The sequence below is a fragment of the Xanthomonas sp. NCPPB 2864 genome, assembly GCF_056675615.1.
Map to the genome: position 1 here is coordinate 498,620 of NZ_JBWWVS010000001.1, position 22,884 is coordinate 521,503.

At 66.3% G+C, this 22,884-nt stretch carries 16 protein-coding genes and 1 pseudogene; 10 read left to right on the plus strand and 7 right to left on the minus strand.

Features of this window, described 5'->3' with window-relative positions:
- Positions 1–526 precede the first annotated feature (526 nt).
- Positions 527–1,747: an RtcB family protein gene (locus AC1KVE_RS02055; protein WP_481091977.1), complete on the plus strand. Its 1,221-nt coding sequence runs from the start codon at positions 527–529 to the stop codon at positions 1,745–1,747.
- 30 nt (positions 1,748–1,777) lie between these two features.
- Complete coding sequence (gene rtcA, locus AC1KVE_RS02060; RefSeq protein ID WP_481091976.1) at positions 1,778–2,953, plus strand: RNA 3'-terminal phosphate cyclase; 1,176 nt, start codon at positions 1,778–1,780, stop codon at positions 2,951–2,953.
- Positions 2,954–3,111: 158 nt separating this feature from the next.
- Here rtcA and AC1KVE_RS02065 read toward each other — a convergent pair whose 3' ends face one another.
- Positions 3,112–3,729 (minus strand): TetR/AcrR family transcriptional regulator, encoded by a 618-nt coding sequence (locus tag AC1KVE_RS02065; RefSeq protein ID WP_039526278.1) that lies wholly within the window; start codon positions 3,727–3,729, stop codon positions 3,112–3,114.
- 130 nt (positions 3,730–3,859) lie between these two features.
- Here AC1KVE_RS02065 and AC1KVE_RS02070 point away from each other — a divergent pair, with 130 nt between their 5' ends.
- From AC1KVE_RS02070 to AC1KVE_RS02085, 4 genes are read left to right on the plus strand one after another with little or no spacing between them, the layout of a single operon-like run.
- Positions 3,860–5,086 (plus strand): efflux RND transporter periplasmic adaptor subunit, encoded by a 1,227-nt coding sequence (locus AC1KVE_RS02070; RefSeq protein WP_102256436.1) that lies wholly within the window; start codon positions 3,860–3,862, stop codon positions 5,084–5,086.
- Between the two features lie 16 nt (positions 5,087–5,102).
- A complete protein-coding gene (locus tag AC1KVE_RS02075) occupies positions 5,103–8,246 on the plus strand; it encodes an efflux RND transporter permease subunit (protein ID WP_481091975.1) in 3,144 nt (1,047 codons plus the stop codon).
- A 1-nt stretch (position 8,247) separates the two neighbouring features.
- Complete coding sequence (locus tag AC1KVE_RS02080) at positions 8,248–9,744, plus strand: efflux transporter outer membrane subunit (protein WP_184456412.1); 1,497 nt, start codon at positions 8,248–8,250, stop codon at positions 9,742–9,744.
- Entirely contained in the window at positions 9,737–10,420 is a 684-nt protein-coding gene (locus AC1KVE_RS02085; RefSeq protein WP_104607823.1) for a TetR/AcrR family transcriptional regulator, read from the plus strand. Before AC1KVE_RS02080 ends, AC1KVE_RS02085 begins: the two co-directional genes overlap by 8 nt.
- Before the next feature lie 510 nt (positions 10,421–10,930).
- Here AC1KVE_RS02085 and AC1KVE_RS02090 read toward each other — a convergent pair.
- A pseudogene (locus AC1KVE_RS02090) lies at positions 10,931–11,580 on the minus strand (LysR substrate-binding domain-containing protein); the annotation flags it as partial.
- Between the two features lie 169 nt (positions 11,581–11,749).
- Between AC1KVE_RS02090 and AC1KVE_RS02095 the strand changes: the two are divergent.
- A complete protein-coding gene (locus tag AC1KVE_RS02095) occupies positions 11,750–12,223 on the plus strand; it encodes a (R)-mandelonitrile lyase (protein WP_024939905.1) in 474 nt (157 codons plus the stop codon).
- Positions 12,224–12,336: 113 nt separating this feature from the next.
- On the opposite strand, the gene AC1KVE_RS02100 is transcribed toward AC1KVE_RS02095, so the two are convergent.
- Entirely contained in the window at positions 12,337–13,245 is a 909-nt protein-coding gene (locus tag AC1KVE_RS02100; RefSeq protein WP_043088272.1) for an AraC family transcriptional regulator, read from the minus strand.
- Positions 13,246–13,468: 223 nt separating this feature from the next.
- Here AC1KVE_RS02100 and AC1KVE_RS02105 point away from each other — a divergent pair, with 223 nt between their 5' ends.
- The gene (locus AC1KVE_RS02105; protein WP_126965909.1) at positions 13,469–13,672 is read left to right on the plus strand and encodes a hypothetical protein; all 204 of its coding nucleotides are present in this window, start codon (positions 13,469–13,471) and stop codon (positions 13,670–13,672) included.
- Between the two features lie 831 nt (positions 13,673–14,503).
- Here AC1KVE_RS02105 and AC1KVE_RS02110 read toward each other — a convergent pair.
- The gene (locus AC1KVE_RS02110) at positions 14,504–15,418 is read right to left on the minus strand and encodes a LysR family transcriptional regulator (protein WP_104543398.1); all 915 of its coding nucleotides are present in this window, start codon (positions 15,416–15,418) and stop codon (positions 14,504–14,506) included.
- Between the two features lie 100 nt (positions 15,419–15,518).
- Here AC1KVE_RS02110 and AC1KVE_RS02115 point away from each other — a divergent pair, with 100 nt between their 5' ends.
- Together AC1KVE_RS02115 and AC1KVE_RS02120 are read left to right on the plus strand one after the other, a co-directional pair.
- Positions 15,519–16,730, plus strand: a complete 1,212-nt coding sequence (locus AC1KVE_RS02115; RefSeq protein WP_102251656.1) for an MFS transporter — start codon at positions 15,519–15,521, stop codon at positions 16,728–16,730.
- Positions 16,731–16,883: 153 nt separating this feature from the next.
- Complete coding sequence (locus AC1KVE_RS02120; RefSeq protein ID WP_046343518.1) at positions 16,884–17,915, plus strand: aldo/keto reductase; 1,032 nt, start codon at positions 16,884–16,886, stop codon at positions 17,913–17,915.
- Positions 17,916–18,245: 330 nt separating this feature from the next.
- On the opposite strand, the gene AC1KVE_RS02125 is transcribed toward AC1KVE_RS02120, so the two are convergent.
- From AC1KVE_RS02125 to AC1KVE_RS02135, 3 genes are all read right to left on the minus strand, one after another.
- Entirely contained in the window at positions 18,246–20,621 is a 2,376-nt protein-coding gene (locus AC1KVE_RS02125; protein WP_481091974.1) for a TonB-dependent receptor, read from the minus strand.
- A 411-nt stretch (positions 20,622–21,032) separates the two neighbouring features.
- Complete coding sequence (locus AC1KVE_RS02130; protein WP_481091973.1) at positions 21,033–22,256, minus strand: MFS transporter; 1,224 nt, start codon at positions 22,254–22,256, stop codon at positions 21,033–21,035.
- A complete protein-coding gene (locus tag AC1KVE_RS02135) occupies positions 22,253–22,681 on the minus strand; it encodes a MarR family winged helix-turn-helix transcriptional regulator (protein WP_104553997.1) in 429 nt (142 codons plus the stop codon). Before AC1KVE_RS02135 ends, AC1KVE_RS02130 begins: the two co-directional genes overlap by 4 nt.
- Positions 22,682–22,884: the final 203 nt, after the last annotated feature.

The following is a 22,884-nucleotide window of genomic DNA, read 5'->3' on the forward strand; positions in this document are numbered from 1 at the left end:
GGGCCCGCCGGGTGGTGGCAGGAATGCTATGTGTTGAACAAGCGGTAGCAACTGACCTGGCAGCAGTGTCATGGTCTGGCTGCCACCTACAGGTTTCGCCGTCGGTGGTCACGAATGCCGATGAAACTACAGCCTCTTACGCTCCAGGTCGCGGGTTCGAGTCCCGCCCACCCTGTGTGGGGTGGTAGCTCAGCTGGTTAGAGCAGGATGTTTCATCTCCGTTGTCGTGGTCGCCGTCGGTCTTGTTGTCTGCGTTGTCGTGCGAATGCAAGTGAAACTCCATTGTCGCGGGTTCGAATCCCGCCCGTCATGACGGTAGCTCAGTGGTAGAGCGTGCGTTTCATTGATCTTGTCGCAGGCAGCGTGGTTTGGTTTTGCGGTGAATGCCGATGGAACTACTTTGGTTCCCCTGATTGGGTTGGGTTCGATTCCCGCTGTGTCACGCCGGTTAACGCCGGCGTTCCGCAGAGCGTTCCATCACTTTTGTCACCGCGCTTTTATTCAGTCATTTACAAGGAGTATCTCCATGAGCATCGAACACTACGATGTGATTGCCCAGCCGGGTGCGGCTCCGATCAAGCTGTGGACGCGCGGCGTTCCGCTCGAGGACGAAGCACGCCAGCAGTTGCAGAACATCGCCAAGCTGCCTTTCATCCACCGCTGGATCGCGGTCATGCCCGACGTGCATTTGGGCAAGGGGGCCACGGTGGGGTCGGTGGTGCCGACTATCGGCGCGATCGTGCCTGCCGCAGTCGGCGTGGATATCGGGTGCGGCATGATCGCAGCGCGTACCACGCTGGTGGCCAGCGACCTGCCGGACAACCTGGCCGCGATCCGCAGCGTGATCGAGCGCGCGGTGCCGCACGGGCGCACGCCGGGTGCGCGCGACAAGGGGGCATGGCAGACCCCGCCGGGCCATGCAATCGATGGCTGGTCGCAGCTTGCGAGCGATTTTGCGTTGATCTGCGAGCGCCATCCGCGGTTGCAGAAGACCAATAACCTGCAGCACCTGGGAACGCTGGGAACCGGCAACCATTTCGTCGAGGTCTGCCTGGATGAGGCGCAGCGCGTATGGTTCATGCTGCACTCCGGATCGCGCGGCGTCGGCAATGCCATCGGCAATCATTTCATCCAGCTGGCCAAGAACGAAATGCGGCGCTGGATGATCAACCTGCCGGACCAGGACCTGGCCTACCTGCCGGAAGGCAGCGAGCACTATGCCGACTACGTGTTTGCAGTGGATTGGGCGCAACGCTATGCGCGGATCAATCGTGAAATCATGATGCGGCACGTGGTGGCGGCCGTGCGCACGGTCATCGCCAAGCCGTTCGAGGCGCAGGCGGAGGCTGTCAACTGTCACCACAACTACGTCAGCCGCGAGCACCATTTCGGCAAGGACGTGTTCGTGACGCGCAAGGGGGCGGTGAGTGCCCGCAAGGGCGAGCTGGGCATCATTCCCGGCAGCATGGGGGCCAAGAGCTTCATCGTGCGCGGGCTCGGCAATGCCGACAGCTTCCATAGCTGCAGCCATGGTGCCGGCCGGGTCATGAGCCGCACCGAGGCCAAGCGGCGCATCAGCCTCGACGACCACATCAAGGCCACGGCGCATGTGGAGTGCCGCAAGGATCAAGACGTGGTGGACGAGTCGCCTGCGGCTTACAAGCCGATCGAGGCGGTGATGCATGCACAGCGCGACCTGGTGGAAATCGTGCATACGCTTCGGCAGGTGGTCTGCGTCAAGGGATAGGCCTGTGCATCGGTTGCCGCAGCGCTAGCGATGCGTTGCATCGACGCTGCGGGATCGGACACTCCGCTGCAGTGCAGGTGCAGCCAGCGGGCGCGGCCTGGATGCTGGATCCACCTACACTGCGCCGGCAAGGCATTGACAGCCCCGATCTCGACATCGGGGCGTTTATTTGAATGGACGTGCGTCATGGACATGATTGAAATCGATGGAGCGGCAGGCGGTGGACAGTTGTTGCGCACCGCATTGACGTTGAGCCTGTGCACCGGGACCGGCTTTGTCATGCACAACATCCGCGGAGCGCGTTCACGCCCGGGCTTGATGCGTCAGCACCTGACGGCCGTCAATGCGGCGGCGGCGATTGGTCAGGCGCGGACGCATGGCGCGCAGATCGGTGCGACGGCATTGCGGTTCGAGCCGGGCCAGGTGTTGCCGGGGACGTATCGCTTCGCGACCGGAAGTGCGGGCTCTGCCACCCTGGTGTTGCAGACGGTGCTACCTGCGCTTTGGCAGGCAGCGACTCCTTCCAGCCTGACGTTCGAAGGCGGGACGCACAACCCGTTGGCGCCGAATGTGGACTTCATCGCTGACTGCTATCTGCCTGCCTTGCAGCGAATGGGCGTGCGCGTGTCGGCGGTGCTGGAGCGCCATGGCTTCTATCCGGCCGGCGGCGGAGTGCTGCAGGTGGCGGTGGAGCCTTGTGCGCAGCTCCAGCACGCCGTGTTCGATGCACGTGGGGCGTTGGAATCGATCGAAGCGAAGATCCTGATTTCCGGGTTGTCGACCAAGATTGGGCATCGCGAGTTGCGCGTGTTGGCTGCACGTCTGGGCGTGGACCCTAGCCCGCGCCATGTGGAAAGCGTGCGTCCTGCGCTGGGACCGGGCAATGTTGCGCTTGTGCGTGTGCGCCATGCAGCGCATGTCGAGACCTTTGCCGGCTACGGCGAGCGCGGTGTGCCCGCCGAGCGGGTGGGCGAGCGCCTTGCCGATCAGGTGCAGCGGTATCTCGATGGTGGCGCCTGCGTTGGCGAGTATCTGTCGGACCAGTTGCTGCTGCCGATGGCGCTGGCCGGCAGTGGCGGGTTCACGACCGATGCCATCAGTAAGCATCTGGCCAGCAATGCCCGGCTGATCGAGAAGTTCCTGCCGGTGGAGATCACCTGGCTGCCGATGGCAGATGGTCAGTGGCGCGTGTCTGTGTATCGCTGAAGTGGGGCAGGCGTGGCGTTGCCGGCAGCGCCTGCGCGCCCGGCGTGGGACACCTGAAAACCAGTGTCATGCACAAAGGCATTGCCGCACTGGGCGATGCCCTTTAACGAGCGTGCGCAGTGCAGGAGTGCGCTTTCGCGCCATGCCTGCCCCATGCATCAACCCGGTGCCGACTCGAGCGCATACGCCGCCAGGAACATCTCCACCGCGCGCTGCGCGGCGCCGCGCAGATACTCGGGCGAGGGGTCCTTGAGTGCGCCGAACAGGCAGGGCATCAGGGTTTCCGCCTCCAGCAGCCCGCCGAACTGCCTTGACGCGATCAGGACGTCGGCGCAGCGAATCGCGCCGCGATCCATCTGCGTCTGCAGATAGTCGGCCATGCGTTGCACGCCTTCTTCCGGACCGGAATTGAAGAACAGCGCGCCCACGTCCGACCGCCCCGACACGCCGATGATGGTCTGCCAGATGGTGATCGAGCTGGGCGCGCACAGGAAACCGAGGATGTCCTCGCCGAAGCGCTGCAGGGTCTCGGCGACCGGGCCGTTGCTCTGCGAAAGCGCGTCCAGCAGCGGGTCAATGTAGCGGTCGGACATGTCCTTGGCAAACGCCACGAACAACTCCTCCTTGGACGGGAAATAGCCGTAGAGCGTGCGCTTGGAGCCGCCGACGCGGGCGGCGATCTGCGACATCGAGGCGCCTTCGAAGCCCAGTTCGAGGAACACCTCGCTGGCCGCCTGCACGATGGCGTCGCGTTTTTCTTCGGTTCTGACCCGCATCCACTGGCTCCCTTGGGTACTTAAGTATACCGACTGGGCAGGAATGCTTGACGGCCACGGATGCGCTTATTAGGATACCGAACCGTACCGTTTAGATTTAACCATCCTGCGTCCCGTCGGAGACCTCCTCGTGCGTCCTCATGCCTCGTTTCGCCTGCCCCTGCTCGCTGCTGCCGTTGCTGCCACCGTCCTGCTCAGTGCCTGCGGCAGCCCGCCAGGCGGCCCGCCGCCGGAGGAGGGCATGCCCGAAATGGGCGTACTGACCGTCAAGCCGCAGCCGGTGACGCTGACCACCGAGCTGCCCGGACGCACGGTTCCCTACCTGATCGCCGAAGTTCGCCCGCAGGTGGGTGGCATCGTGCAGTCGCGCCAGTTCACCGAGGGCGGCGACGTCAAGGCCGGGCAGACGCTGTACCAGATCGATCCGGCGACCTACCGCGCCAGCTATGCCAGCGCCCAGGCCACCCTGGCCAAGGCGCAGGCCAACCTGCGCACCGCCAGGCTCAAGGCCGAGCGCTACACCGAACTGGTGCAGATCAAGGCCATCAGCCAGCAGGACGGCGACGACACCGCCGCCGCGCTGGGCCAGGCCGAGGCCGATGTGGCCGCCGGCAAGGCCAGCGTGGAAACCGCGCGCATCAACCTGGCCTTCGCGCGCCTGGACGCGCCGATCTCCGGCCGCATCGGCCGCTCCAGCGTCACCCCGGGCGCCTTGGTGACCGCCAACCAGGCCACCGCACTGACCACCATCCAGCAACTGGACCCGATCTACATCGACGTCACCCAGCCCAGCGCGGCCTTGCTCCGCCTCAAGCAGGCGATGGCGCGCGGCGAGCTGGAGAAGGCCGGCGACGACGCGGCCAAGGTGTCGCTGCTGCTGGAAGACGGCAGCACCTATCCGCTGCAGGGCCACCTGGCGTTCTCCGATGTCACCGTCGACCAGAACACCGGCTCGATCACCTTGCGCGCGGTGTTCCCGAACCCGAATGCGGAGTTGTTGCCGGGCATGTACGTGCGCGCGGTGCTGCAGGAAGGCATCAAGGAGCAGGGCGTGCTGGTGCCGCAGCAGGCGGTCTCGCGCAACGGCGCCGGCAAGCCGACCGCGTTCGTGGTCGGCGCCGACCACAAGCTGCACCTGCGCGTGCTGGAAACCGACCGCGAAGTCGGCGACCAATGGCTGGTGCGCAGCGGCCTGAAGGCCGGCGAGCAGCTGGTGGTCGAAGGCGTCTCGCGCGCCCGCGACGGCATCGAGGTCAAGACCGTGCCGTGGCAGCCCAAGGGCACGCCGGCTGCCGGTGCCGGCAATGCAGCCGCCGGCACTCCTTCCGCCCCGACCGCACCGCGTGCGGCCAACTGAGGCGGGATCACACGTCATGGCACGCTTCTTTATCGATCGTCCGATCTTCGCCTGGGTGTTGGCCATCATCGTGATGCTGGCCGGCATCCTGTCCATCGCCACCTTGCCGATTGCGCAATACCCCAGCATCGCGCCGCCGGCCGTCGCCATCACCGCCAACTATCCGGGCGCCTCGGCGCAGACCCTGGAAGACACCGTCACCCAGGTCATCGAGCAGAAGATGAAGGGGCTGGACCACCTCAGCTACATGGCCTCCACCAGCGAATCCAGCGGTGCGGTGACCATCACGCTGACCTTCGACAACGGCACCGATCCGGACACCGCGCAGGTGCAGGTGCAGAACAAGTTGTCGCTGGCCACGCCGTTGCTGCCGCAGGAAGTGCAGCAGCAGGGCGTGATGGTGACCAAGTCGGCCACCAACTTCCTCAACGTGCTGGCCTTCACTTCCGAAGACGGCAGCATGAGCGATTCGGACCTGTCCGATTACGTGGCGGCCAACGTGCAGGAAACCATCAGCCGCGTCGAAGGCGTGGGCGACACCACCTTGTTCGGCTCGCAGTACGCGATGCGGGTATGGATGGACCCGAACAAGTTGAACAACTTCAGCCTGACCCCGGTGGATGTGCGCACCGCGATCCAGGCGCAGAACGCGCAGGTTTCCGCCGGCCAGCTCGGCGCGTTGCCGGCGGTGCCCAACCAGCAACTCAATGCCACCATCACCGCGCAGACCCGGCTGAAGACCGCCGAGGAGTTCGAGAACATTTTGCTGCGCACGCAGTCCGATGGCTCGCAGGTGCGCCTGCGCGATGTGGCACGCATCGAACTGGGCAGCGAGAGTTACAACACGGTGGGCCGCTACAACGGCAAGCCGGCCGCCGGTCTGGCGATCAAGCTGGCCACCGGCGCCAATGCGCTGGATACGGTGCGCGCGATCGACAAGAGCCTGGAGGAGCAGGAGAAATTCTTCCCTCCCGGCATGAAGGTGCAAAAGCCGTACGACACCACGCCGTTCGTGCGCATCTCCATCGAGCAGGTGGTGCATACGCTGATCGAAGCGGTGGTGCTGGTGTTTCTGGTGATGTACCTGTTCCTGCAGAATTTCCGCGCGACCTTGATCCCGACCATCGCGGTGCCGGTGGTGTTGCTCGGCACCTTCGGCGTGCTGGCGGCGTTCGGTTTTACCATCAACACGCTGACCATGTTCGCGATGGTGCTGGCGATCGGCCTGCTGGTGGACGATGCCATCGTGGTGGTGGAAAACGTCGAACGCGTGATGGGCGAGGAGCAGTTGTCGCCCAAGGACGCCACGCGCAAGTCGATGGACCAGATCTCCGGCGCGCTGGTCGGCGTGGCCCTGGTGCTGGCCGCGGTGTTCGTGCCGATGGCGTTCTTCGGTGGTTCCACCGGTGTGATCTACCGGCAGTTCTCGATCACGATCGTCTCGGCCATGACCTTGTCGGTGCTGGTGGCGATGATCCTGACCCCGGCCCTGTGCGCCACCTTGCTCAAGCCGGTGGAGAAGGGCCATGGTCTGGCGACCACCGGGTTCTTCGGCTGGTTCAACCGCGTGTTCGATCGCGGCAACAACGGCTACCAGGGTGTGGTGCGGCACATGCTGGGCAAGGGCTGGCGCTACATGCTGGCCTACGCGGTGTTGCTGGCGTTGGTGGTGTTCGGCTTCATGAAGCTGCCGGTGGGCTTCCTGCCGGACGAGGACCAGGGCACGCTGTTCGTGCTGGTGCAGTTGCCGCCCGGTGCCACCGATGCGCGCACCGGCGAGGTGCTCAAGCAGGTGGAGCATCACTTCCTGGTCGATCAGAAGGACTCGGTTGCCGGCATCTTTGCCGTCTCCGGTTTCAGCTTTGCCGGTACCGGCCAGAACGTGGGCTTTGCCTTCGTCAAGTTGCGCCCGTGGGACGAGCGCACCGGCAAGGGCCAGAGCGTCACCGACGTGGCGGGCAAGGCCGGTGCGTTCTTCAGCACCATTCGCGATGCCAAGGTGTTTGCGTTCGCACCGCCGGCGGTGTCGGAGCTGGGCAATGCGACCGGCTTCGACCTGATGCTGCAGGACCGCGCCAACCTCGGCCACGAGGCCTTGATGCAAGCGCGTAACCAGCTGCTGGCCGAGCTGTCGCAGGACAAGCGGCTGGTGGCGGTGCGCCCGAACGGGCAGGAAGACACGCCCGAGTTCAAGCTGGAAATCGATTCGCACAAGGCGCAGGCCATGGGCGTGTCGATCGCCGATATCAACAACACCTTCTCCAGCGCCTGGGGCAGTACCTACGTCAACGACTTCATCGACAAGGGCCGCGTCAAGAAGGTGATGCTGCAGGCCGATGCGGTGTACCGCATGAATCCGCAGGACATCGACCGCTGGTTCGTGCGCAACAGCGCCGGCACGATGGTGCCGTTCAACGCCTTCGCCACTGCCAGCTGGAGTTCCGGCTCGCCGCGTCTGGAGCGCTACAACAGCGTGCCGTCGGTGGAGATCCTGGGCATGGCGATGCCGGGTGCTGCGTCCAGTGGCGAGGCGATGCAGATCGTCGAAGCGGCGGCGGCCAAGTTGCCGCCGGGCATCGGCTACGAGTGGACCGGGTTGTCGCGGCAGGAGAAATCCTCGACCGGCCAGACCGGCTTGTTGTACGGGTTGTCGATCCTGATCGTGTTCCTGTGTCTGGCCGCGTTGTACGAAAGCTGGGCGATTCCGTTCTCGGTAATCCTGGTGGTGCCGCTGGGCGTGTTCGGCACGCTGCTGGGCGCAATGCTGACCTGGAAAATGAACGATGTGTACTTCCAGGTGGGCCTGCTCACCACGATTGGCCTGGCATCGAAGAACGCGATCCTGATCGTGGAATTTGCCAAGGAACTGCATGAAAGCGGCAAGAGCCTGATCGAGTCCGCATTGGAGGCAGCACGCATGCGCTTGCGGCCGATCCTGATGACATCGCTGGCCTTCATCCTGGGCGTGGTGCCGCTGGTGCTCGGCAGTGGTGCCGGTGCAGGCGCGCAGCATGCCTTGGGCACCGCGGTGATCGGCGGCATGTTGTCCGGCACGATTCTGGCGATCTTCTTCGTGCCGTTGTTCTTCGTGCTGATCAGCGGCTTGTTCACCCGCCGCGCACAGCCCACTTCGCCCGCACCGCAACCGGCAGGACACTGAGATGACACCGATCCGCATGACATTGACCGCGATCGCGGTGGCCGGCGTGCTGTCCGGATGCACGCTGATGCCGCGCTATGCACGGCCCGACGCACCGGTGCCCGAGCGCTTTGCCGGCACCGAGCTCTCGACGGCATCCACTACCACCGATACGGCCAGCCCCGCGCAGGCGATCGATATCGCCAACATCGGCTGGCGGCAGGTGTTCACCGACCCGGCGCTACAGCAGGTGATCGCGCTGGCACTGGAGAACAATCGCGACCTGCGCGTGGCCGCGCTCAACATCGAGGTGGCACGTGCGCAGTACCGGGTGGAGCGCGCTGCGCTGCTGCCCGCCGTGCAGGGCACCGGTACCGCCAATAACGCGCGCACGCCGTCGGAGCTGGCCATTCCGGGCCAGCCGCAGGTGTTCCGGACCTACAGCGCCAATATCGGCGTCAGTGCGTACGAGCTGGATCTGTTCGGACGTGTGCGCAGTCTCAAGGAACAGGCGCTGCAGCAGTTCCTGTCCACCGCCGAGGCACGCCGCAGCACGCATATCAGTCTGGTGGCCGAAGTGGCCACCGCCTATCTGACGCTGGCGGCCGATCAGCAGTTGCTGCAGCTGGCGCAGTCCACCTTGAGCAGCCAGGGCGACAGTTATCGCCTGCAGCAACGCAGCTTCGAGCTGGGTGTGGCCTCGCAGCTCAGCTTGCGCCAGGCGCAGACCACGGTGGAATCCGCACGCGTGGATGTGGAGCGTTACACCGCGCAGGTGGCGCAAGACCGCAACGCATTGGTGCTGCTGGTCGGCACGCAGGTGCCGGCGGAGCTGTTGCCGCAGGCCTTGCCCGACGGCGCCAGCGTGGACGGCAACGTGCTGGCCAGCGTGCCGGCCGGGCTGCCGTCGCAGTTGCTGCAGCGCCGCCCGGACATCCTGGAGGCCGAGCGCAACCTGCGTGCGGCCAATGCCAACATCGGTGCGGCGCGCGCGGCGTTCTTCCCGAGCATCAGCCTGACCGCATCGACCGGCTCGTCCAGCAGCAGCCTGTCCAACCTGTTTGATTCCGGCACCCGCGCCTGGAGCTTCGTGCCCGCGCTGACGCTGCCGATCTTCAACGCCGGGCGTAATCGCGCCAACCTGGACATGGCCAAGGCCAACCGCGATATCGAAGTGGCGCAGTACGAAAAGGCGATCCAGAGCGCGTTCCGCGAGGTTTCCGATGCGCTCGCGCAACGCGAGACCCTGGGCCGGCAATTGCAGGCGCAACAGGCCCTGGTCGATGCCACTGCCGACAGTTACCGGCTGTCGCAGGCGCGCTTCGAACGCGGCGTGGACAGCTACCTGCAGGCGCTGGATGCGCAGCGCGCGCTGTACAGCGCGCAGCAGAACTTGATCACCACGCAGCTGTCACGCTTCACCAATCTGGCGACGTTCTACAAGGCGATGGGCGGCGGTTGGCTGCAATCGGCCGACCCGGCGGTGGCCACGACGGCGACGGGGCAGCCACGTGGATGACGCCGCTGCCGAGGTCCCGGCGCCCAGGCGCGCGCCGCACGACAAGCGTGGCGCGATCCTGCGCGCGGCAGCCGAGCTGTTTCCACGCCAGGGCTTCGACAAGACCAGCATGGACAGCATCGCCGAGCGCGCAGTGGTGTCCAAGGCCACGGTGTATGCGCACTTCGCGTCCAAGGAGGTGCTGTTCCGTACCACCCTGGAGGCGCTGGCGCACCAGTCGCCCAATCCCTGGGAGGCGCTGTTGAACATGCGCGGGCCGCTGCCCGTGCGTCTGCTCGCCATCGCCGACGCGGTCGTGCGCATGGCGGCCAGCAATGCGCTGGGCGATGCCGCCTACGGCCTGGTGCGGCCGCCGGCACTGCCCAGCCAGATACGCGAGGAGATGTGGACGCTGGGCTTCGAACGCTACGACACCACGATGCGTGCGGTGTTGGCGCGCGAAGTGGAGCAGGGCAGCCTGGTCATCGACAATCTGCCGGATGCCTCGGTGCATTTCTTTGGATTGATGACCGGGATGCCGGCCAATGCGGCGCTGCGTGGCGACACGTGGCAGGCACCGGCTGCCACGCAGCACGGGTATGTCGCCAGTGCGGTGGCGCTGTTCCTGCGCGCGTATCGGCCGCAACCGCCGGTGGTGACAGCGGAAGGCAAGCGCGAGGTGCCGAGCGGGTTCTAGCGGCGGCGGCAGGGCAGCGCAATGGGCGTTAACGAGAAGGCCTAGTCGCGCGCAGGCACGCTCCTACGCGGGCGTGTCACCGCAACGGATCGTGTCGCAATGCGTCGATCATCTCTTCAAACCCGTCCGCAAGCCGACGCTGTCGTAGGAGCGTGCCCGCGCGCGATGGGGCGTTACCGAGAAGGCCTCGTCGCGCGCAGGCACGCTCCTACACAAGCGTGTCACCGCGCCGGAGCGCGCCGCAACGCGTCGATCCCCCCCTTCAACCCGTCCGCAAGCCGACGCTGTCGTAGGAGCGTGCCCGCGCGCGATGGGGCGTTACCGAGAAAGGCCTGGTCGCGCGCAGGCACGCTCCTATACGGGCGTGTCAGCGCGTCAGATCGTGCCGCAACGCATCGATCACCCCCTTCAACCCGTCCGCAAGCCGAGGTCGTCGTAGGAGCGTGCCCGCGCGATGGGGCGTTACTGAGAAGGTCTGGTCGCGCGCAGGCACGCTCCTACACGGGTGTGTCAGCGCGCCAGGTCGTGCCGCAACGCATCGATCACTACCTTGAGTGCGCGCGAGGATTGGCGGCGGCTGGGGTAATAGGCGTGAGCCATCGAACGGCTCGCACCAGTCCTCCAGCACGCGGCGTAGCCGGCCGGCGGCGATGTGCCCTAGCGCCATGGTTTCCGGCAAGAACGCGGGTCCGCCGCCGGCCAACGCGGCACGCAGGATGGCGCTGCTGCCGTTGAAGGTCCATTGGCCTTCCACGCGCACCTTGACCTCGCGGCCGTCCTTTTCGAAATCCGAGGGCAGCAGGCCACCATGGGTGGGCAGGCGCAAGCCGATGCAATTGTGCCGGGCCAGCTCGGCCGGCGCGGCGGGGATGGTGTGGTGCACGAACGTAGTCCGGCAGCGCCACCACCGCCATGCGCTGCATCGGGCTGATCGGTACCGCGATCATGTCCTTGGCGACCTGGTCGCCCAGCCGGATGCCGATGTCGTAGCGCTCGGCAACGATGTCGGCCAGCCCGTAATCGACGGTGACCTCGATCTTGAGGTCGGGATAGTCGGGCAGTACGTTCGACAACGCCGGCCAGATATAGGCATCGGCGGCGTGGCCGGCGGTGGTGATACGGATGGTGCCGGCCGGCTTGTCGCGGAAGTCGGTGAGCGCGCATGCCATTCATGCCGCTGCATGCTGCGCGATGGTGCGTGACGGCTTCAAATCCGAGATGTCATTGCCGCATTGATGCGCTGTGTTTCTAGGTGCATGCGCGGTTGCCCGGGTAATGCCGGCGCACACGCGCGCTACAGTGCAGGCACTTGGATTGAGGAGCACTGCCATGAATCTGTTCGCAACTGCGATGTCGCTGTCGATGATGGCCGCCGTCACGCCCGGTGGTGAAGAGCAACAGGCGATCAGGGTGAGCAAGGCCGGTGGCGCCGCATCTGCGGCCGGCCCGGCCGACTATTTCACCGGCAAGGTGCGCATCGATGCGCCCTTCCAGGCCGACGCGCCGGCGCGGGTGGGCGGCGCCACGGTGACTTTCGAACCTGGCGCGCGCACCGCCTGGCACACCCACCCACTGGGGCAGACGCTGATCGTCACCGCCGGTGCCGGGCGCGTGCAGGAATGGGGCAAGCCGGCGCAGCAGATCCGCCCGGGCGACATCGTGTGGATTCCGCCGGGCGTCAAGCACTGGCACGGTGCCAACGCCACCGTGGCGATGTCGCATATCGCCATCGCCGAAGCGCAGGACGGCTCGCCGGTGACCTGGCTGGAGCAGGTCAGCGAGGCGCAGTACGCGGCCGAGTGACACGGCGCTCAACGGTGACGTGGTGCGGTCTGCCGCGTCATCGTAGGTGATGCATGTCGCTTAGTGCAGGAGCGCGTGACCAGGCTCCGCTGCGTCACTGCGCACGAATGAGCTTACGCCGCTTGTGTCGCAGCCTGTGCCCCGGCACGCAACCGTTGTGCGTCACGTGCGGGCGGCGCGCCAAGAATGCGTGCGTAGTCGCGACTGAATTGCGAGGCGCTCTCGTAGCCGACGCGAAAGCCGGCATCGGCGGCATTCAGCGCTTCGGCCAGCATCAGCCGGCGCGCTTCGTGCACGCGCAGATGCGAGCGGTATTCCAGCGGCGTCATCGAGGTGACCGCCTTGAAATGCGCATGAAAGGTGGAGCGGCTCATTGCCGACAGATCGGCGATCTGCTCGATGCGGAAGCGCTGTGCGTAATGCTCGCGCAGCCAGACAATGGCTTTGGAAATCTGGTTGAGCCGGCTGTCGGCGATGGCCATCTGGCGGACCACCGCATTGGCCGGATCGGCCATCAGCCGATAGAGCACTTCGCGCAGGACCAGCGGTGCCAGCGCGGCGATCTCCTGCGGTTGATCGAGCAGACGCGCCAGCCGCACTGCAGCGTCCTGCAATGGCGGGGTGCTGTGGTTGAGCAACAAGCCGGCCTGCGCCGCATCGCGTTGCGGCTCGACCAGCTCCGGGTGGCTGACGGCCAGGTCGCTCAGCACGGCGGTGTCCAGATCCAGGCAGAAACACAGATACGGCTGCGCGGCGCTGGCCTCGATCACCGAACCGACGATCGGCAGATCCACCGAGGCCACCAGATACATCTGCGGGTGATAGAGATACGCCGCCGCGCCCAGCATCGCCTGCTTGCGGCCTTGCGCCACCAGGCACAACATCGGCGTGTAGACCGTGGGCACCGACACGGTGGGCGAGGCGCTGCGCATGATCTGCAGCCCGGCAATCCGGGTGGCGTGCATGCCGTCGCCAGGAGCATGGCGCAGCAGGATGTCGGTCATCTCGGTCAAGGCGGACATGCAGGACTCGGCGGTGGCACCAGGCGGCTCGGCCGCGATGCCGTCGATCGTACAAGACCCACCGTCATGGAGCCCGCATGCCGGCCGCAGCAGCGGCAAGTTGGCGCCGGCACAGGCTGTCAGGCCTGCGCGCCCGACGCCCGACAATCGCAGGCCAGACACGATCCTGCGCTCACACACGCGCCGTATCATGGGTGTCTGTTCCCGTGACCACCCCCGTCCCATGCCCGCAAAACGTTCGACCATCCCCGCACCGGCAAGCCCGGCCGACTGGAAGGCGCTCGAGGCCGCCGCCACGGCCGAACTTGCGCGCCGCACGGCGCAAGCGCATCGGCAGATTCTGGGATTGTTGAACACGCATGGGCATCTGCTCAGCGAAGCGCAGCGGCGTGGATTGCACCGGCGCTTGCTGCGTGCGGGACGCTAAACGGAGCCGCTAGGACGCCAACCACATCCTTGACGCTAGAGCGACGGTGTCAACGTGCCGGCCGCACGCGCTTTATTCATTGGTGAGTCGAGTGTGCGGTGCCCTCACCACTTGCGGGACACGCCGTGAATCCATCCGTGAAGACTCCTTTGCGGCATCCATGCTGCCAAGGGTCCTGCAAGCGGCGAGGACACCTCACCAGAAAGGTGGTCGGTGCTCGCATAAGAGCTGCTTGTCGCGCGAAGTGCATTGGTCGTTGACTGTTGGGCCGCGCAGGTACATCGCTATCCAAATGCACATGGCGCACTGCGCTTGCCCATGCGCACCGACCATCCCGACTGGTTGTCGTTAGAGATGCATCGGGCGTTGAGCTGGCACATCGGCATCAAACAACGCGCACCTGGCACTGCTTTTAATCGTGCACACCGACCATCCAGACAGGTCCTTGCCCGCCTACCGTCGCGGGACCTTACGCGGCATGGATGCCGTGTAAGAGCCTACAGGGACGTACTTGCGGCGTGTCCTGCGATGGTAGGCGGGCAAGGGCCCCGCAGCCAAGCTGCAGATCGCCTGCTTTACAGCTGACCTATCTGCAATGCCGTGGATTGCCCACCCTGCCTCGAAGCATGTCCTGCGATGGTGGGCGGGCAAGGGCCCTGCAGCAAAGCGGCAGATCGCCTGCCTTACAGCTGATCTATCCGCAAACCCGCATATCGGGCTCTCCGCCTTGCAACGTGCCATCCAGCCACTAACCAACCAAGACGTCGCCTCGCAGCCACGCATCGATCCGCGTCCAGCAAGGACCGGCAAACGCAAGCAACGCGCTCGCGTTCAACCGCCCAGCTCCCACGGCGGCACGTCGCCCAGGCGTTCCTGCAGAAAATCCACGAATGCACGCACACGCGGTGGCTGCAGCTGGCGCGCCGGCATCACCGCGTTGATCTGCGAGGTTGGCGGCGGGTAATCGGGGAGTACCTCGACCAACCGGCCGTTGCGCAGCTCCTCGGCGATATGCCAGTACGAATGCAGCGCGATGCCTTGGCCGGCGACGGCCGCATCGCGGATCAACTCACCGAAATTGCTTTCGAAGCGGCTCTGCATGCGGACGCGCACCAGGCCGCCCTCCGGTGTTTGCAACTGCCAGACATCCTGGCGGCCGTCGCGGCCCATCAGCAGCACGCCGGCATGCCCGGCCAGGTCGTCCGGCGTGCGCGGGGTGCCATGGCGCTGCAGGTAATCGGGCGAGGCGGCGAGGGTGCGGCGGTTGTCGGCGATGCGCCGCGCCACCAGCCCGGAGTCGTCCAGCGGGCCGATGCGGATCGCCAGATCGAAGCCTTGCCTGACCAGGTCCACCAGGTCGTCGCTCAGGTGCGCACTGATATGCACGCGCGGATGACGGGCCTGGAATTCCGGCAGCAGCGGCGAGACGTACTGCCGTCCGAACGAGGCCGACATGGTCATGCGCAGGATGCCGCCGACCGCGTGTGCACTCTCGCGCAGATCGTCGGCCAGCGCGTCCAGATCCTGCACCAGCACGCGGCCGCGCTCGGCCAGACGCTGGCCTTCGGGGGTCGGGTGCAGCCGGCGTGTGGTCCGGTGCAGCAGGCGCACGCCCAGGTCGCGCTCCAGCCGCTTCAGGCGCTGGCTGGCGACCGCCACCGACAGGTCCAGGCTGCGCGCGCCGGCAGTGATCGAGCCGGAGTCGAGCACGCGCAGGAACAGCGCGATATCGCCGAGGCGGTCCATGCGATTCTCAATGATTGCTTGATAGTGAATCAGGATAACAGGGGTTTTTGCTAAGGACGCTGGAGCGCAGGCTGTGGGTTGTCCTCCCTGGTCCATGCCCATGTCCGCTTCCGCGCGTTCTTCCCGTTTTCCGCCAGCGCTGCTGGCGCTGACCATCGGTGCCTTCGGCATCGGCACCACCGAGTTCGTGATCATGGGCCTGCTGCAGCAGGTGGCCACCGACCTGGGCGTGTCGCTCAGCGCCGCCGGCCTGCTGATCAGCGGCTATGCACTGGGCGTGTTCGTCGGGGCGCCGGTGCTGACCCTGGCCAGTGCGCGGCTGCCGCGCAAGGCGGTGCTGGTCGGCTTGATGGCGATCTTCACCCTGGGCAACGTGGCCTGCGCGCTGGCGCCGGACTACACCAGCCTGATGGTCGCGCGTGTGCTGACCTCGCTGGCGCACGGCACCTTCTTCGGCGTGGGCGCGGTGGTGGCCACCTCGCTGGTCCCGGCCGAGCGCCGTGCCTCGGCGATCTCGCTGATGTTTGCCGGCCTGACCGTGGCCACCCTGTTGGGCGTGCCGGCCGGCGCCTGGCTGGGTCTGCAGCTGGGCTGGCGGGCGACGTTTTGGGCGGTTGCGGTCGTCGGCGTGCTGGCCACGGCCGCGGTGGCGCTGTGGGTGCCGGCGAACGCAGGCGCGGCCGCGCCGGTGTCGTGGCGCCAGGAAGTGGCGGTGCTGGGGCGCGGGCAGGTGCTGCTGGCCCTGGCGATCACGGTGGTGGGCTATGCCGGCGTATTCGCGGTATTCACCTATATCCAGCCGTTGCTGGTGGACGTGAGCGGTTTTGCGCAGACGGCGGTATCGCCGGTGTTGTTGGTCTTCGGCGTCGGCATGATCGTGGGCAATCTGCTGGGCGGGCGTCTGGCCGACCGGCGTCCCACCGCTGCGTTGCTGGGCAGCCTGGCGGCATTGGTGGTGGTGCTCGCCGCGATGGGCCTGGTCCTGCACAACAAGACCGCGATGGTGGTGTTCGTCGGGTTGCTGGGCGTGGCCGCCTTCGCCACCGTGGCGCCGCTGCAGTTGCGCGTGCTCGAGCATGCGCGCGGCGCCGGCCAGAACCTGGCTTCCAGTCTCAATATCGCCGCGTTCAATCTGGGCAATGCGCTGGGCGCCTGGCTGGGCGGCGTGGTGATCGCCACCCATGCCGGCCTGGTCGCCACGCCCTGGGTTGCCGCGCTGTTGAGCGCGCTCGGCCTGGGCATCGCGTTGTGGAGCGTGCAACTGCAACGCCGGCGTACCGCCGCGCCGGGCGTGTGTGCGCCGGCAGGTTGATTCGTTTCTTAGGCACGAGCGCAGTGACCGCGCAACCGGCAGCCCTGCGCGATCGCGCGGGTGGTCGGCGAGCGGAGCCTGGCGCCTGGCATCGCGCATGGCCGGATCGACCGGCAGCGCACGGATTTTCTTTCGGTTTCAAGGAGTATTGCGATGGAGACACGTTTTCTCGGCCGTTCCGGCTTCAAGGTCCCGGTGCTCGGTCTGGGGGCCGGTACCTTCGGCGGCAAGGGGCCGCTGTTTTCTGCATGGGGCGATACCGATGTGGCGCAGGCGCAGCGCATGATCGACCTGTGCCTGGAGGCGGGCCTGAACCTGTTCGACACCGCCGATGTGTATTCGGACGGCGCCTCTGAAGAGATCCTCGGCCAGGCGCTGCAGGGCCGCCGCGATCAGGTGATCCTCTCGACCAAGACCGGCCTGCGCCTGGGCGATGGGCCCAACGATGCCGGTGCCTCGCGCTTCCGCCTGTTGCGCGCGGTGGATGCCTCGTTGCGACGCCTGCGCACCGACTATATCGATCTGCTGCAGCTGCATGCCTTCGACGCGATGACGCCGGTGGAAGAAACCCTGTCCACGCTGGACGGGCTGGTCCGCGCCGGCAAGGTGCGCTACCTGGGCGCGTCCAATTACGCCGGCTGGCAGCTGATGAAGTCGTTGGCGGTGGCCGATGCGCAGGGCTGGAGCCGCTTTGTCGCCAACCAGACCTATTACTCGCTGGCCGGGCGCGACTACGAATGGGAGCTGATGCCGCTGGGCATCGACCAGGGCGTGGGCGCGGTGGTGTGGAGTCCGCTGGGCTGGGGGCGTCTGACCGGCAAGCTGCGCCGTGGCCAGGCATTGCCCGAACACAGTCGCCTGCATGCCACTGCGGCCGCCGGCCCGGCGATCAGCGACGAGCGCCTGTTCGACATCGTCGATGTGCTCGACGCGATTGCTGACGAGACCGGCCGCAGCGTGCCGCAGATCGCCATCAACTGGCTGCTGCAACGGCCCACCGTGAGCACGGTGCTGATCGGCGCACGTGACGAAGCGCAGCTGCGCCAGAACCTGGGCGCGGTGGGCTGGTCGCTGACGGACGCGCAACGCGCGCGCCTGGATGCGGTGAGCGCGGTGGAGCCGCCGTATCCGTACTACCCGTACTGGCGCGGGCACTTTGCCGAACGCAGCCCGCTGCCGGTGTGATGCCGCATCGCAATGGCCGTGCCGTGCGCGGAACTACCTCGGGACAGGGCACCTCGATGTCTCGAAAGAGCCGGAAGAGCGCATCCGGGTTGAATGGCGGATGCGACAGGGCGTCGATCGGCTCCCGGTGCGCGGTTGCGCAGCCGATGCCGGCGGTGAGAAAGCGCAGCGGTCGCATGGCCGCGAAGGCGTAGCGGCTGGACCACTGCCACAGGCAGGCATGCGCCGCGCCCGCGTTTCCGCGTTGCGCGTTCAAGGACGTGGCCGCGCGCTCGGACGTGGACCACGCGACAGCCGTGGACTGCCGCGCGGGATGACGTCTTGGCTTGCCTACCAGCGATACGCCACCGACATCTGGTACTGCCGTCCGGCGATCGGCCGGCCCATGAACACGCCGCCGGTCGCTGCACCCGGGACACGCACATTGCCTTCGGTCAGGCCCAGCGTGTCGGTGACGTTGCTGCCGCTGGCGGTCACTTCCCAGTGCTCGCCCACATGCAGGTTGGCGCCGATGTCGAGCATGTCGTAGGACGGCAGCCGCTGGCTGTTGGCCAAGTCCGCAAAGCGGTCGCCGATGTAGGAATAGGTGGCAAACACCTTTAGGTCGCCAAACGGCAGCATCCAGTAATAGCTGGGCGTGATGCGGAACTGCCGCTTGGGCTGGCGCATCACCTGGTTGCCGGTGAACTCGCGGTAGTTGCGGTACTTGGCATCCAGCCACACCCCGGTGCCGGCCAGCTCGAAGCCGCCGAATGGGCGGATGGCACCTTCCACCTCCAGCCCGCGCGCACGCGAGTCGCCAACGGTGGTGAAGTTTTCACCATTGGCCAGGAACGCCTGGAACGGCGAGTTCTTGAAGGTGTTGTAGAACGCGGTCAGGTACAGGTCGTAGCTGCTGGCACCGGACTTGAGCCCGAGTTCGTACTGATCCACTTCCTGCACGCGATTCTGGCCATCGCGCAGATTGTCGAAGCCTGGGAACTTCACCCCCGAGTTGACGCGTGCGAACAGGCTGTTGTGCGTATCGAGCGTGAAGTTCAGGCCCGCCGTCCAGGAGAACGCCTCATCGTCCTGGTCGATGCGGCGCGTGCTGGCCAGGGCGAGCGAGGTGGCGTTGTCGTACAGCGTGTCCGGGTTGCCGTCCAGATCGACGGTGGCGGTGTCGTGCACATCGCCGGTGACGCTCTGGCGTTCGTAGCGGGCGCCCAGGTCCAGGCGCAGCCGCGCGTTGAGCTCCCATTCGTCGGCGACGAAGGCGGCGATGTTCTCGCCATCGTAGTTGGCGCGCAGGTTGAAGAACGCGGTGCTGGTGAAACCCTGGCGCGTGGCCTGCTGGCCGTTGTCCAGCGCCAGATCGATCCGGCGCGCGTTGTTCTGCGCGGTAAGCAGCATGGTGTTGCCCAGGTACCAGGTGTCTGCCGAGGAATATTTGGCGTAGTACGCGCCCACGGTGAGCGTGTTGCCCGTAAACAATTCGCGGCTCAGGCGCAAATCGTTGGTGACCGAATTCAGGCGCTTGTCCACCGACCACCAGCCGGCTTCCAGCACTTGCTGATTCGGATCGACGACGCCGCCGCCATTGGTGAAGCTACCGCTGCCGGTAGTGCCGTAACTGGCGATGAAATCGCTCAATCGCACCGGCGCATCGCCGGTGAACAACGCATAGGTCGGTGCGCTGCCGCTCATCACGTTGAAGCGGTCGGCAATGGTCCAGTCGCCAGTCTCCCAGTTAAGTTCGCCACCGAACACATCGATGTTGACGCCGCGGCCGTCAGCCAGATCGCGGCGGATGGTCTGTCCATCTGGCCCGACCAGCAGGTCGACATTGCGGAAGTCGCGGCCGAGCAGGGTACCGGTTTGAGCATTCAGGCCGGGGAAGCTGGACAGGTCGTTGCCGTTGTTGCGCGACAGCAGCGGAATGGCGGTATAGAAGGCATTGTTGTCGTCGCTATGCCGCGCGTAGAACGACAGTTCGCCGCTGTCCCAGCGCTTGCTCAAGGTGGCGCTGAACTGGCCACCCTTGTCGGCGGAAAACTGCGGGTCGCGCACGCCGTCGGTTTCGCGAAAGAAACCGCCCACACTGTAGTACCAGCCATTGCCCATCGGCCCGCTGTTGAAGACATCGATGCGGCGCAGCGCGTTGTTGCCGCCGGTCAGGCGTACGCTGCCTTCGGGCTCGTCCTGGCCTTTTTTCTGGATGAAGTTGACCGTCAGGCCCGGTTGACCGTTGGAGAAGATCGGGCTGGAGCCGCCACGCAACACCTCCATGCGCTCGACCGTGTCGTCGACGCGAAACAGCGTGGAATTTTCCAGGAACGACAGGGTCGGCGGCGGAAACAGCGGCGAGCCATCCAGTTGCATGGTCACGAACGGCGCATCGCCTTCGGATGGCATGCCGCGCACGAAGATATTGGCGCCGGTGCCGCCACCGCTGGGCTCGGCCCATACGCCGGGCACGATCTTCAGCAGGTCCGCAGTGCTCTGCGGCACGGCCTGCTGGATCTGCTCCGGGCTGGCGGTGGTGATCGAGAAGCTGGCATCGCGCTTGGCCAGGCCCTTGAAGCGCGCGGTGCCGCTGACGATCACTGCATCCAGCGTGGTGGCCTCGCTGCGCGGCTCGGCGGTGGACGTCTGCGCATGCGCGGCAGGCGCAAGCAGGGCGCCGATGGCAAGGGACAGGGCATAGCGGGGCATCGATGCGGTCATGAAAGCTCTCCTGGGATGACGTCGCAGCTGGCGGCAATGCGCGCGTCGTACACGCGCCGCCAAAGGGTGACCGGCAGCACGTCACAGTGGCCGGTCGCGCAACGCAGCGACACACGTCGCGCTGTTGTTCTAACGGAGTTGCCGGCAAAAGCTGTTGTGCGCTGCGGCACTCGGTGCAGGCGATATGCTCGCCATCGATCAATGCGGCAAGGCGCCAGACAGCGCGTGCGCAGTGCACGCGTGGCGCTATCGGATTGCGTGTGGGTCGTTCCAACGCGCACCACAGCGGCAGCTGATGCGAACCATCGTCGCGGCACGATGGCTTTTGCGTATGCGCTGCCAGGCACCGTGCAATGGCGCAGCGATGTCGCTGCATGCAGGCCGATAGGCAGGTGCGCGCTTGGGCCCGTTTTACGCTGCTGCGCGTACCGGCGCGGCTTCGCGGATCGGCAGGTTGATCAGTGCGGCGATGACTGCCAGCAGCATGTCGGCGTACCACATCCAGCTGTAATCGCCGAAGCGCTCCAGCGCCAGCCCGCCCAGCCACGCCCCGAAGAAGCCGCCGATCTGGTGCGACAACAAGGTCAGGCCGAACAAGGTGCCCAGGTAGCGCGGGCCGAACAGTTTGCCGATCAAACCTGCCGTCGGCGGCACCGTGCCCAGCCAGGTAAAGCCCAGTGCCGCGGCGAACAGGTAGAAGGTCAGCGGCGTCGGCGGCGCGATCAGGTACAAGCCGATCAGCACCGCGCGGCTGGCATACAAGGCGCACAGCAGCCACTTCATGCGGATGCGTTCGCCTAGCTTGCCGGCGACCAGGCTGCCGGCCACGTTGAACAGGCCGATCAACGCGATCGACACCGCCGACACGCTGGCGGGCAGGCCGCAGAGCGCGATCTCGCCGGGCAGGTGCGTGACCAGAAACGCGATATGCACGCCGCAAGTGAAAAAGCCCAGATGCAGGCACCAGTAACTGCGATCGCGCACGGCAACCTGCAGTTGCGCACGCAAGCCGATGTCGCCGTTTGCGATCGGCATGTGCATGCCCGGCGGCGGCGATCTGCGTCGCAGCGGCCAGGCCAGCGGCAAGGTCAGCAAGGAGATCATCGCCAGCCCGGTCATCGCCCTGGCCCAACCGGCGGCGCCGATCATCAGCTGCACCAGTGGCGCAAACACGAACTGGCCGAGCGAGCCGCCGGCATTGATCAGCCCGGCCGCGAACGAGCGCCGCTCCGGCGCCAGACGTCCGGCAGTGGCACCGATCAGCACCGAAAAACTGCCGGCGCCCGCACCGGCGGCAGCCAGGATGCCCAGCGAGACGATCAGGCCCCACTCGCTGGCCAGCCACGGGCTCAGTCCCAGGCCCAGCGACAACAGCACGCCGCCGAACAGCAGCACCGGCAGTGGCCCGCGCGCATCGGCGATCGCGCCGAATACCGGCTGCACCGCGCCCCAGACCAGTTGCCCCACCGCCAGCGCGAAGCTGATCGACGCGATGCCAATCCCGGTCTGGCGATGGATCGGCTCCACGAACAGGCCGGTGGTCTGGCGTGCGCCCATCGTCAGCATCAGCATGGCCGAGGCGGTGAGCAGCAATCCCCACTGCGCGCCGGTGCGGGCGCTCGCAGACGTGCTCATGCCGCTGCCTCCGCGTCCAGGGCCGCATCCAGTTGCATCAAGGTGGCGTGCAACTGCGCGGTGGACGCGCTGCCGAACAGCGTTTCCAGCTGCGTCTGTGCGCGTTGCCAATGCGGCAGGGCGCGCACCAGCAGCCCGCGCCCACTGCGGCTCAGTACCACCAGTTTCTGGCGCGCATCCTCGCCGCGACGTGCCTGCACCCAGCCCGCCGCCAGCAGCGGCTTGAGATTGCGGGTCAGCGTGGTGCGATCCATGCCCAGCGAGTGCGCCAACGCGCCCAACGGCTGTGCGCTGACCAGCCGGCGCAGGATCGAGTATTCGTTGAGGCTCAGGCCCACCTGCGCCAGGGCATGGTCGTACAGCTGCGAGGTACGCCGTGCGGCGCGGCGCAGCTGGAAGCAGGTGCAGGGGCCGGTCCCGGACATGGCGATGCTCCACGAGGATGTTCGCACTTTGCGTGCATATGCACCTATTGGCAAGCGCGTGGCGAATGTGGGGCGCCTGTTCGTCGAAGCAGGACCGATCGAGTCTGCAAGGCAATCGCAGGCCGCCCAACGCGCGGCAATGACGGCGCTGGCACATGCGTGGTGCGTACCGGGCAGCGTCGGCTATCGGCCAACGCCGGCAA